13 protein-coding genes and 1 tRNA gene are annotated in these 12,400 nt (G+C 40.0%); 1 reads left to right on the forward strand and 13 read right to left on the reverse strand.

Features of this window, described 5'->3' with window-relative positions; all coding sequences use genetic code 11:
- Window positions 1–10: 10 nt before the first annotated feature.
- A tRNA-Ser gene (locus TSYNT_RS08340) sits at window positions 11–97 on the reverse strand.
- A 179-nt stretch (window positions 98–276) separates the two neighbouring features.
- Between TSYNT_RS08340 and TSYNT_RS08345 the strand changes: the two genes are divergently transcribed.
- Entirely contained in the window at window positions 277–558 is a 282-nt protein-coding gene (locus TSYNT_RS08345; RefSeq protein ID WP_059033038.1) for a DUF503 domain-containing protein, read from the forward strand.
- 19 nt (window positions 559–577) lie between these two features.
- Here the strand turns inward: TSYNT_RS08345 and TSYNT_RS08350 are convergent, their stop codons facing one another.
- The 12 genes from TSYNT_RS08350 to TSYNT_RS08400 form a co-directional block, all read right to left on the reverse strand.
- Window positions 578–1,255 carry an amino acid ABC transporter permease gene (locus TSYNT_RS08350; protein WP_059033039.1) on the reverse strand — a complete coding sequence of 226 codons (678 nt, stop codon included), beginning with the start codon at window positions 1,253–1,255 and terminating at the stop codon, window positions 578–580.
- Complete coding sequence (locus TSYNT_RS08355) at window positions 1,248–2,030, reverse strand: amino acid ABC transporter ATP-binding protein (RefSeq protein WP_202859764.1); 783 nt, start codon at window positions 2,028–2,030, stop codon at window positions 1,248–1,250. The genes TSYNT_RS08350 and TSYNT_RS08355 overlap by 8 nt, the downstream gene beginning before the upstream one ends.
- Window positions 2,031–2,037: 7 nt before the next feature.
- On the reverse strand, window positions 2,038–2,709 hold the full coding sequence (locus TSYNT_RS08360; RefSeq protein ID WP_059033040.1) for an amino acid ABC transporter permease: 672 nt from the start codon (window positions 2,707–2,709) through the stop codon (window positions 2,038–2,040).
- Window positions 2,700–3,716 carry an ornithine cyclodeaminase family protein gene (locus tag TSYNT_RS08365; RefSeq protein ID WP_059033041.1) on the reverse strand — a complete coding sequence of 339 codons (1,017 nt, stop codon included), beginning with the start codon at window positions 3,714–3,716 and terminating at the stop codon, window positions 2,700–2,702. Before TSYNT_RS08365 ends, TSYNT_RS08360 begins: the two co-directional genes overlap by 10 nt.
- 19 nt (window positions 3,717–3,735) lie before the next feature.
- Window positions 3,736–4,551: a transporter substrate-binding domain-containing protein gene (locus TSYNT_RS08370; protein ID WP_059033042.1), complete on the reverse strand. Its 816-nt coding sequence runs from the start codon at window positions 4,549–4,551 to the stop codon at window positions 3,736–3,738.
- Window positions 4,552–4,649: 98 nt separating this feature from the next.
- Window positions 4,650–5,084 (reverse strand): pilus assembly PilX family protein, encoded by a 435-nt coding sequence (locus TSYNT_RS08375; RefSeq protein WP_059033043.1) that lies wholly within the window; start codon window positions 5,082–5,084, stop codon window positions 4,650–4,652.
- Window positions 5,085–5,191: 107 nt separating this feature from the next.
- Window positions 5,192–5,488, reverse strand: a complete 297-nt coding sequence (locus TSYNT_RS11990) for an SLC5/6 family protein (protein WP_238142669.1) — start codon at window positions 5,486–5,488, stop codon at window positions 5,192–5,194.
- 23 nt (window positions 5,489–5,511) lie between these two features.
- Window positions 5,512–6,552, reverse strand: a complete 1,041-nt coding sequence (locus TSYNT_RS08380; protein WP_238142670.1) for a sodium-dependent transporter — start codon at window positions 6,550–6,552, stop codon at window positions 5,512–5,514.
- Between the two features lie 90 nt (window positions 6,553–6,642).
- Window positions 6,643–8,025 (reverse strand): tryptophanase, encoded by a 1,383-nt coding sequence (locus TSYNT_RS08385; protein WP_059033044.1) that lies wholly within the window; start codon window positions 8,023–8,025, stop codon window positions 6,643–6,645.
- A 240-nt stretch (window positions 8,026–8,265) separates the two neighbouring features.
- The gene (locus TSYNT_RS08390) at window positions 8,266–9,630 is read right to left on the reverse strand and encodes a sigma-54 interaction domain-containing protein (RefSeq protein ID WP_059033045.1); all 1,365 of its coding nucleotides are present in this window, start codon (window positions 9,628–9,630) and stop codon (window positions 8,266–8,268) included.
- Between the two features lie 81 nt (window positions 9,631–9,711).
- Window positions 9,712–10,797, reverse strand: a complete 1,086-nt coding sequence (locus TSYNT_RS08395) for a copper amine oxidase N-terminal domain-containing protein (protein WP_059033046.1) — start codon at window positions 10,795–10,797, stop codon at window positions 9,712–9,714.
- A 190-nt stretch (window positions 10,798–10,987) separates the two neighbouring features.
- Complete coding sequence (locus TSYNT_RS08400) at window positions 10,988–12,388, reverse strand: YfcC family protein (protein WP_059033047.1); 1,401 nt, start codon at window positions 12,386–12,388, stop codon at window positions 10,988–10,990.
- Between the last annotated feature and the right edge of the window lie 12 nt (window positions 12,389–12,400).

The following is a 12,400-nucleotide window of genomic DNA, read 5'->3' on the forward strand; positions in this document are numbered from 1 at the left end:
TATCAAGTTATGGCGGAGGGGGTGGGATTCGAACCCACGGCTCTTTCGAGACACTGATTTTCAAGACCAGCTCCTTAAACCGCTCGGACACCCCTCCCGTCCGATGACTATTTTAAAGTATAGCACAATAATCCTTCTTTTGTCAACACTGTCAAAGCCACATAAAATTTGGATTCAAGGCTCTCTTACTATTCTTTAAGTTCCAAATACAGCATTATTGCATATAGCAGCTACATCTGATAGGATAAAAGTAATTATATTTGGCAGGTGATTTTTGTGATAGTTGGAACGCTTACTGTGAAGCTTTCTTTGGGAGATCTCTTTTCCTTAAAGGAAAAAAGACAGATAGTAAAAAGCGTAATAGACAAAGTAAAAAATAAATTTAATGTGTCAATTGCCGAAGTGGATCAGCAGGATGTCAAGAGATGGGCCGTTATAGGCATTGCTTGTGTATCAAATAACACACAATTTGTTGACAGGCAGCTTGATCTTATCCTTGACTTTTTGGAATCAGATGGCAGGTTTACCGTAGAGGAGGTTCATAAAGAAATATTGTAGAAAGCAAAATGAGCAGATTTTAGTCCTCTCTGCTCATTTGAAATCCGGGTATTGCAAGTTTTCTTTCGAATATATCCACGATCTTTGCGATTATCGATAATACAATGATATACACAACACCCACCCAAAACAGCGTTTCAATAGGCTTAAACGTTTGAGTAATAAGCATTTTGCCTCTGGCCATAAGTTCCGGCACGGCAATTAAAAATGCAACTGATGTATATTTTACCATATAGACCACTTCGTTGGACCAAGGCGGCAGTACAATCCTTAAGGCTTGGGGAAGTATGATGTTTACAATCGTCTGGCTTTTCGTCATTCCAAGGGCTTGAGCGGCAAGACCCTGCCCCTCATCTATCGACAAAATAGCTCCCCTGAAGTATTCAGCCTGATAAGCACTGCTGTTTATTCCAAGAGCCAAAATAGCCGCAGGCATTCTGTCAAGCAATATCCCAAAATCAGGCAGGCCGTAGTATATTATGAACAGCTGCACAATCATGGGGGTACCGCGAATAATCTCAATATATGCAGTGGCTAATGTCCTTAAAAGGCCTTTTCCATAAGTTCTGGCAAGGGCCATGGGAAGTCCGATTGCAAATCCTAATACAAGAGCTCCTGCTGAAAGCTGTAATGAAACTATGAGACCTTTGTAAAGTTCCGGCCAAATCTTGATAAAAAACTGTATCAGTTCAATCATGCAAATCAGCCCCTGATACATCTTGAGCCTTGCCGTGCAGCCTTGCAATCTTGCTTATAAATTCCCGTGTGCGCTCTTTTTCAGGATTATTGAATATCTTTTCGGGAGGTCCCATTTCTACGATAACGCCATCTTCTAAAAACACTATCCTGTCTGCCGCCTCCCTGGCAAATCCCATTTCATGGCTTACCACCAGCATAGTCATGCCGGCATCAGCAAGTTTTTTCATAACTTCCAAAACCTCGCCTATCAGCTCCGGGTCAAGGGCAGATGTGGGCTCATCAAATAACATAATCTCAGGATCCATTGCAAGGGCTCTGGCAATTGCCACACGCTGCTTTTGTCCGCCTGAAAGCTCTGCCGGATAGCTATTGGCTTTGTCGGCAAGTCCGACCCTTTCCAGTTCTTGCATGGCAAGCTTTAAGGCAGCTTTTTTGTCCATTTTTTTCACCTTTATGGGGCCAATTGCAACATTTTGTAAAGCAGTAAGGTGGTTAAAGAGATTAAAATCTTGAAACACCATGCCTATACGCTGCCGGACTTTACTTAAATTCGAAACACCCGGTTCAATTTTCTCATCACCCAAGTAAATTTCCCCTGCATCAGGTTCTATAAGCCTATTAATGCAGCGAAGAAGGGTGCTTTTGCCTGTGCCGCTGGGGCCTATTATTACAACAACTTCGCCCTCATCTACGGTAAGGCTTACTCCTTTTAGCACTTCTGTATCTTTAAATTTTTTATGCAAATTGTCGATTCTTAAAATTGGTTTTGACATCAAAAATTCACCTTTCAAGACCTGGAATCTTTACTTTTATTTCGATTTTAGACATGCTTCGCGTAAATGCATAAGTTAATATTAGATATATCAGCCCTGATACTATATATGTCAGCATAGGCTGAGCAGTTCTAGCGCTTACATATTCGCTTCGCCGCATAAGTTCGGCAATGCCCAGCACATATGCCATAGAAGAATCTTTTAAAACTATGCTTGCTTCGTTTGCCCAATAAGGGATAGCCCGACGCAAAGATTGAGGTAAAATAACTGCAAATATGCTTTGATATTTGCTCATACCCAGCGCTAACGCAGCCTCCATCTGCCCCTTACTTATGGATTGGAGCGCGCCTCTGAAAATTTCAATTTGATACGCGCTTGTATGAATGGCAAGGCCAATAACTACTGCCCAAAATGCCGGTATATTTACAACTTCTGAACCTAAAAAATAAAGCATAAATAATATCACAAGCAAAGGCAGGCTTCGTATTATCCTGCTGTAAAATAGTGCAAAAGTGTGCAGAATTGTACCGCCGTAAACCCTGCATAATGCAAGCAGAAGCCCTGCCACTGTTCCCAGGGCAAGGGCTATTACTGTAATTTCCAGTGTTATTCCCACACCTTCAAGGAGGTAGGGAATGCTTTTAAAAACTTTTATTGCACTGCTGTTCATTAAACCCATAACGCCTCATCCCATAATGTCAACTTCTGCCCGAGGCCTTTTTTTACGGCTTCTTTATACAGATAATCACCGATTATTATATCATGAGCGCCCATTCCTCGGGAGCTAAACATTGTGATTTCATCATTATTTTCTCTGCCGGGCTTATTTCCGCACACTATATCGCTTAATGACCATATGTCTGCTTCAGCAATCTTGCCCTGCTGCACCATTTGATTTATTATTGAAAGATCGTTTTCTTTCATTTGATCCCAGCTGTCCACTACAATCTTCTCGGTTTTTTCTACAACGCCGCCCTCGACTTCGCAGGAACTCATCTGTATAATCATGGAGCCTTTCTTTATCCAGTCGGACTTGACAAAAGGTTTCTTGCTTGTAGTCATTGTAGCTACAATATCAGCACCGGTTACGGCTTCTTCTACACTATTTGTAGGAATAACTTCTATTTCATCCTTGAATTCATTTGCAAGATTTTGCGCTTTTTCTAGATTAAGATCGCATAGTTTTATCTGTTTAAGGCTCGGAGCAACCTCTCGTAATGCCATAATCATGGTTCTGCCTATAACACCTGCTCCTACACACCCTGCAACCTGTGCATCTTTCGGTGCAAGGTATTTTGCCGCAACTCCTGCCGCTGCCGCTGTTCTCATAGCCGTAATAACCATACCGTCCATAATTGCCACAGGCTGCACCGTCACGGGATCGCTTAAAATCACCATATCTATTCCCATTGGAAGATTACCAATCTTCGCATTTGCACGTGACTCCGCTGCCCATTTAGTGCCTGGTCGATTTATATCTCCGCCTATATAGACCGGCATTGAAAAAAAATGGGATTGGGGTTCTTCACCTATAGGTATGCCAAATACCGTCTTAGGCGGATTAATTATCTGTCCATGTCCTTGCAGATAAAAAACCTTCTCTACAAGCTCTAATATTTTTTTCATATCCAGTACGCCGGCTGCTATTACGTCCTCTTGTTTCATAAATAGCAATTCGCTTTTCATGATTGTTTTTGCCTCCTTATTACTGTCTAAACCACTTGTCTTCTAATTTTGCTATAGTTCCGTCTGCTACCATATCGTCTATTATCTTGTTTAGCTTTTCTACCATTTCAGTAGAGCCTTTTTTAAGTACAATCCCTGGATCTTCATCATTATCAAGGGTTGTCTCTACTGCTACTTTAAGTCCCAGTTCTTTTGCTTTTGCATAAGCCACAGGTAAATCTATTACAAATGCCGCCAGTCTACCGTTTTTAACGTCCAGCACTCCGGCATTAGCATCAGTGTAATATTTTACTTGAGATTCTTTTACCGCACCGCTTTTTATTTGCTTTTGTGCCCATGCAGCCATTGTTGTGCCGCTTTGAACGCCAAACTCGTATTTTAGAACATCACTAAGTTCTTTTATCTCCGCTTTACCTTCAGGATTTACAAGCACACCGTGTTTCGTCTTGTAATAAGGCTTTGTAAAATCTGCTTCTTTAAGTCTTTCTTCATTTGGACTCATACATGCAATAATCGCATCTATTTTGCCCTGTTTCAAAGAAGCAATAAGGCTTTCAAACTCTAAAGACTCAATCTTAACTTCTACTCCTAATCTCTTGCCGACTTCGTTTATTAAGTCTATGTCAAAACCGGCAAAATTCCCGTTTTCATCAACGAACTCGAAAGGCGGATAGTCTGGAGATGTGCCTACAACCCATACTTCCTTTTCTCCTGACTGTTGGTTTGAACTTTCGCCGCTTTGGCTTTGCTGTCCACTGTTTCCGCAGCCGGATACCACACCCAACACCAAACTTAAGCATAAAATAAAAGTTATTATCTTAACTGTCCTTTTCATCTTCATTATCCCCCTTGGTTTAAAATGCTGGATATAATTATACACTGTTATGTATAATTATTCAATACCTGAATTCATATAAAAATTTTCTCTGTTTTTCAAATAGGGCCATAGAAATTCCAGGATGTAACCCTTATTTCGGTGTTCATATAAGGTGGATCAGGGTAAATTTCAGGATCTGTTTCAATATATAAATCTACATAGACAGTAAGCACTGCCTCGGCTTTTCTGACTTTGCCGGTAGAAGTTACGGTTAGCGAGTCAGTGCCTTTTGATGCGATTTTCGTTTTATATCTGCCTTCTCCCAAAGCCTTCCAATTGTTTGCCCCTCTATAATAAGGATCATTTTTTAAAGCGGAAAGCGCCTCTTGAACACCGGCTTCTGCAAGATAATACGCCATAGTATAATCCCTTGCATAACACCCCATCATATACTCGCTAGATGCAATGTTAAGCAAAGATATCGCAAGCGTTGTTGTAATTGCGCAAACAAATAAAACAATCACCAAGACGTATCCGCTATTATTTCTCACAGCAATCTCTCCACATGTTAAAATGGCCGATCCTTTCGAACCAGCCATTTTGCTCTTGTTATCTAAATGGTATTGTTTTTTAAAGGTAAAGTCAAGTCTTTCAATTGCTAGATTTTAATAATACCTGTGGAACTTAAAAATACCAAAAATATTATTACAGGAACAACATATTTTACCAATACACTCCATATTTTTTCTAAGCCAAAATGCACGGTGCCGTTATTTGTGGCTTCTTTAATTGCTTCATCAAGTCCCAAAACTCTTACTACAAAAAGTGTCATCATAAAAGCTCCGAAAGGCATTAAGATGTATGATGCTAAAAAGTCCATGGCACTGAGAAAATCTAGGCCGAATATCTTGAAATTCGCCAGTATTCCTTGTGACAGCGAAGATGGAATTCCCATGATGAATATTAAGATTCCTGCGGTCAGCGCTGCTTTTTTCTATCTATCTTATAGTTGTCCACTAGGAAAGCAGTGTTTACCTCAAGCATAGAAATTGCAGATGTAAGGGCTGCAAAAAGCATTAATACAAAGAATATGAAGCCAAACAGCGCCCCCAGCGGCATTTTCTCAAAGACATGGGGCATTGTTATAAACAATAGCGGAGGTCCTGCTGCAGGATCAAGGCCAAATGCAAAAACCGAAGGTATGATTATCATTCCCGCAAGAAACGCCGCTAAAAAGTCCATTATAGGCACAATATTAGCTAATTTTGGTATGTTTTCATTTTCGGACAAATAGCTGGCATAAGTCATGGTGCATCCTGCACCAATATTCAAGCTGAAAAATACCTGCCCCATAGCCATAAGAAAAGTAGTTCCTGTAAGCTCGCTGAAATCCGGCATTAAGTAATACTTTATGCCCTCGAGTGCGCCGGGCAATGTGACTGCTCGAATTACTAAAACAATAAATAGCACAAATAGTGTCGGCATAAGGATGTTGCTGGCTTTTTCTATACCGCCGGACACCCCTTTTGCTACTATATAAATCGTAACGCCCATGAATATAGCATGCCACAGCAGGGGAGCATAAGGATTAGAGACAAAACTTCCGAAATATCCGACAATGTCTCCTTTAATGCCTCCTGTAATGTAGCGGAACATATAGTGAGTAATCCATCCGCCAACTACAGCATAAAACGAAAGCACTATAAAGTTTACCGCAATAGCAACATAGCCCACAGATCTCCAGAACTTACTGCCTCCTGAAAGCTTTGAATAAGTGCCTACAGGATCTAGTTTTCCCCGCCTACCCAGCACCATTTCCGTTATTAAAACCGGTATCCCTAAAAACAGCAGCATCAAGATATAGGCAAAAAGAAATGTTCCGCCTCCGAACTTTGCTGCAAGATAGGGAAATTTCCACACATTGCCTAAACCAATTGCCGCACCTGCAGCAGCCATTACAAAACCTATACTTGTCGCCCACTGGCCGCGTTCGGATTTTTTGGGTTTTTCGCTTTCCATTATTTCCTCTCCCCTCTTTTTATACTGCAAAGTTAGGCCGCTACAGGCATTACGCCTATAGTGGCCATATTATGATAGATTTGCGTGTCCTTACTCGATAGGTTTTAATCTTGCGGTAAAATGTCTTAGGACTTTTGGCTCATAAGTAAATTCCAGACCCTTTAAGTCTTTTGCTTTATCTTTAATCGAAATTAACGCATCAGCTACAAAGTCCATATGATCATTAGTATAAACTCTGCGAGGAATTGTAAGCCTTAAAAGCTCCAGTGGAGATTCTAACTGTTCTCCGGTTTCCGGATCTCTTCCCAGCAAGAAGGAACCCACTTCCACTGCCCGCACGCCTGATTCAATATAAAGGGCATTTGCAAGGACCTGGGCCGGGAATTGATAATAGGGTATATGCGGCAAAACCTTTTTTGCATCAACAAAAACCGCGTGTCCTCCTGTAGGTGTTTGAATAGGAATTCCGCCTTCTGTCAACCGGTGTCCCAGATACTCAACCTGTGATATCCTATATTCGAGGTAGTTTTCATCGATACCCTCTATAAGACCTCTGGCCAGGCATTCCATATCTCTTCCTGCAAGTCCTCCATATGTTATGAATCCTTCATTGGGTACAACCATACTGGCCACTTCATTAAACAGTTCTTCGTCTTCCTTGATTCCGATAAGACCCCCGATATTTACTATTGCATCCTTTTTTGCGCTCATCGTAAAGCCTTCGCCATATGAAAACATCTCTCGGACTATTTCTGCAATGCTCTTGTTTTCATAACCCTTTTCACGCTTCTTTATAAAGTAGGCATTTTCTGCAAACCTTGCAGCATCAAAGAACAGCCTTATCTTATATTTCTTGGCAATTTCGCTTACTGCCTTAATATTTTCCATTGATACAGGCTGACCTCCGGAGCTGTTGCAGGTAATGGTAATCAGTATAAAAGCTATATTTTCAACTCCGTGTTCCTTTATAAAGCCTTCTAATTTATCAAGATCAAAATTACCCTTCCATTCATAAGGAGTCGCTGTATCAAAAGCTTTTTCGGTAACTAAATCCACTGCCCTTGCACCGTTTAGTTCTATATGAGCTTTTGTTGTGTCAAAATGCATGTTCCCCAGCACATACTGTCCTTTTTTCTTAATTAGACAAGGGAAAAGCGATTTTTCTGCTCCTCTGCCTTGATGAACAGGCACTACATAATTGTAGTTAAATAAATCTTGAACGGTTTTCTTCAAATTTCTAAAGTTTCTGCTTCCGGCATAAGATTCGTCCCCCAGCATCAAGCCAGACCACTGGTTGTCGCTCATTGCCCCGGTTCCGCTGTCGGTTAAAAGATCAATGTAAACATCATCGGAATTTAGTAAAAATGGATTATAACCGGCTTCTTCCAGTGCTTTTATTCTTTCTTCCCTGCTTATTATTCTTAACGGTTCAACCATTTTAATTTTAAAAGGCTCAGGTACTCTTTTGTACATCTCGGCTTCCTCCTGTTTATGAAAAAATTTTATTTGAAAATATATAATTGCAAGTTTCGTGCCAATATAATAAATACGCTTCTTCGCCGAATCTTAAGGTATGCGCAGGGCGTAAAAGCGTATTTAATAAGTGAATATTTGTCAAATAATAATACACTTTGAGTTATTTGTATCATTTCTAGACAGTTAATAGAATTTGCCGGTTTTGCGAACTTAGTTTTAATATGGATTGTCTTAAAATTATACAATATCCTTATCCAATCCCATTTCTTCCATCTTCCTATAAAGCGTAGCTCTTGATATACCTAGTACTTTTGCAGCTTTTGTTTTATTGGGAAAAGCTTTTAATGTTCTTTCGATTATGGCCTTTTCTGCCTCTTGAAGTGTAGGCCAATTTTCGTCAAAGTTCCATTTTAAGATATTATGTTCCGGCTTTAAGGACAGGAATTCCGGCAGATCATCAACTCCTATAATTCCGTCTTCATCCATAACAAAGCCCTTTTCAAGGATATTTTCTAGTTCTCTTATGTTTCCCGGAAAATGATAGTTTATGAGGCAGCGCAAAGCCGCAGGTGAAATATCTTGTATTTTCTTGTTCAGCCGCTGTCCAATTTTGTCCATAAGCAATTTTGCATATACAGGAATGTCCTCGCTTCTTTCTCGAAGAGGAGGAAGTTCGATATGTATAACATTTAGTCTGTAATAAAGATCTTCTCTGAATTCACCACTTTCTACCATAGCTTCTAGAGATCTGTTTGTGGCCGATATAACTCTAATGTCCAGTTTAATTTTGCGTCCCCCGCCAAGTTTTCTAATTTCGCTGTCCTGCAGCATTCTAAGTAGTTTGGCCTGGATAGAAAAGGGCATATCTCCGATTTCATCTAAAAAAATAGTACCGCCATTTGCTTTTTCCAGCAGCCCTGTCTTTCCTTTGGGATCAGCGCCGGTAAATGCTCCGGGTTCATATCCGAAAAGCTCGCTTTCCAGAAGTGTTTCCGGAATCGCGCTGCAGTTTACCTCTATAAAGGGGCCATTCTTTCGCGGGCTGTTGTTATGGATAAACTTTGCCACAACTTCTTTGCCGGTGCCGCTTTCTCCGGTAATTAAAACACTTGAAATAACTCCCGCAGCTTTTTTTGCCACTTCCAAAACCTTTTGCATCTTTGGATTTCGACCTACTATAAAATCTTTATCTCCGATAAAACCCGAAAGCTGCTTAGAAAGGCTATTGATCTGCTGTCTTGCCGACTCTAGCTTTTGATTTAGATCCTGAATTTCTGTAAGATCGAGAAAAACCGAGATGCTGCCTATTAACACACCGCTTTCATATATCGGAACTATGTTAGAATAAACATATTTGTTATTAACCCGTGTTTTAACACCCAGCCTTTCTTTGCCTGACTTTAGCACATCGATAAGCGAAGAAGTCGGAACCACATCGATGACTTTCTGTCCAAGTATTTTTTTGTTATCAAGCCCTGTAATTCTTTCATTAGCTTCATTTACATAGATAACTCTGCCTTCTCTATCAGCTATTACTATTCCTTCATGAACATGCTTTAAAATAAAATCGATGGACCTTACTATCTTCTCAAGTTTATCCATAAACTATACGTCCCCCTGTTTTTAATATAGAGGCTGCATTTTAAAAAATGGCCGATCCTTTCGAACCAGCCATTTCGTTTTTTATTTCCAATTTATTTTCATGCGTCCGGACGAAGTACAGCTGAAGGTAGCTTGGGTTTTGCCGCTGCTGTTTTCTACATGTCCTGATATGATATAATCCTTGTATTCGCTATGGGCATATTCCATTATGTCATACAGCCAGTCATCAGAGGCTGCGGTGTCTTTGACATCGTCCCATTCATCGCCGTATTTCGAGGTATTTACGATAACAGTTATATAGATTTCGTCGTCATCGTAATCTTCTACTTCTATAGTAGCTTTCAGACTTCCAAAGTTTTTACTGTATTTTGTAAGATTTGAGCCATAAAAATAGTTCAAGTCATCTTCCAGGTCGGCAAAAGATACGGTGCTATCATAGAATTTTACTTTCAATTTGCTGCCGGATTCTTCAAATGAAACAAGGGTTTCCTTCTTGTCGGTATCCTTAATTGTTCCTTCAAAATCGGCTTTCGGAAACTCATCTTTTACGTAATCATATATATCATTTAGCCAATTTTCGATCTTTCTTTCCGTAAGCTTATTCCACTCTGATTTGTAGTCACTTTTGTCAAACTCAATGGTCAGTGTCAAATCCCCGCTTGACGATTCCTTAACCTTATAATTAAACTTGATATCGTTCCACTTAGAGTATTCATCGTATAGATAATCCTCTAAATACTCATCGGCATTTTCCTTTTCCTCTTTTTCCTTCTTTAAATCATCAATGGTTTTATTGAGCTCGATAATCTTGCTTTGCAAAAGTGAATTTTGATAGGTCAGATTTTGGATTTGAGCATCTTTGTTTGCAATCTCCTGGGATGTTTGTGATGTAGATTTGTCGGTTATTATCACCGTGCTCTGATTATTGTCCCATTCAACAACCTTGTCTAAGGCTTCACTTATAAGTCTTATGGGCACATATGTAGAATCATTGTAAATAAAGGGCTCTGTATTTCCGACATCAACTAATTTGCCGTTAACTTTGATTTTAATGTTTCTGTAAAATGCCTTGATGTCTTTTGCCCCTGTGGCACCCATTGCTACAGACGATAGTAGCAGCACTGCTGACACCAGCACCGCCGTAAAGATCGCAACCCTCTTATTCATTATTAAAAACCCCCAAAGAATTTATATTTTATTGTAATTTTGTTACTCTTATACTATCATACCTGCTTGCATCAAGGAATGCAAGATTGTGGCAAATTTTAACTGACGACTTGTTAAATAAAAACGGCCTTCTTGACATTTAGATACTGTCAAAAAGGACCGTTTTTGTATTAGTATGTAATATCTAAACTTAGTATCCTATTTTTAGCGCAATTACAATAAAAACGAAGGCAATTACATAGAAAATACCCATTAGTGGTATGAAGAATTTATACCACTTGTCCAAAGGCACTTTGCCATAGCTTAAAAAAATAAGCAATGTTCCATAGCTAAACCAGAACATATTTGTGATTCCATCTCCAAATTGATAAGCTAAAACCGTCGTCTGGTGTGTTAAGCCAAGACTTAGGCCTATAGGCACGAGTATTGGAATAAGGAGAGCACCCTTGCCGCTTCCTGATGGGATAAGACCATTTATAAAGGTTACAATAATAACAATGCCAATAGCTGCCACAAAAGGTGAAGTCCCTTCCAGCAGTTTTATTGCACTGTAAATAATGGTGGCATTTACATTAGCGGCATTTAGAACCCAGTAAACTCCCCGAGCAACACCCACTACCATAGCGCCTCCAATTGAACCCTTAGCGCCCGCAATCAAGCAGTCGGCAATATCTCCTGCACTCATTTTTCCAATAATGCCTGAAAGAATACCTGAAAGTAGAAATACAGCAGACACATCATCAATAGCCCATTTTACACCATTAATGCCGTATTTCATGCCGATTACCGTAAGCACTACGGCACCTACTATGGTAAGCAAAACCATAACTTGCGGCGTTGTAAGTTTTGCCTCGTCAGCTTTAGTTGTATCCAGACGAATATCTGAAACATCAATATCGGCTACCAGACTTTTTGAGGGATCTTTTAATACTTTATTTGCATAAACAAGAATGTATATTGTGCTGACAGCAGTTATAACAATCCACAATATTACCCTCAGTCCCAGACCCACAAACAAGTCGCTGCCCTCGGGCAAAACGCCCATTTTCTGAAGTATCCCGTTTGCAACGCCCACAGTATAAAGATTTGTAGGTCCTGCAATAAAGCCGCCCATTGCACCGATAATGCAGACTGCGACAGCGGTCATAGCATCATAGCCCAGCGCTAGTACCGTTGCAACTACAAGGGGAACAAAAGGTATAAGGGTTTCAATCCAGCCCAAGAAGCCGCCAATGGCAGAAAAAAGCACTATCAGTGCTACCAAAAGCATAGTTTGCGAAGATTTCCCGAATTTTTGCACCACCGTCAAGATTCCTGCATCAATAGCACCGGTTTTCTTGTAAACTTCAAGGGCGCCTCCCACTGTCAAAATAAGTATGACTATATTAGCTGAATCCTTTATGCCATAAGGAACTGCTCTGAAAATATTAAATAAGTTATTAAAATTCAACTGATTTTTAGGAAGCGGGGTATAGACCCCATCCGTCAAAGTGCCGGGAGTAATTACAAATGTTAATAATCCGCAGATAAATATTACAGCAAAAATTAGAACAAATGGGTTAATGCCAACTTGTTTTTTCTCTTTTTTCATTGTTTAGTCTTC

Source organism: Tepidanaerobacter syntrophicus, assembly GCF_001485475.2.
Taxonomy (GTDB): domain Bacteria; phylum Bacillota; class Thermosediminibacteria; order Thermosediminibacterales; family Tepidanaerobacteraceae; genus Tepidanaerobacter; species Tepidanaerobacter syntrophicus.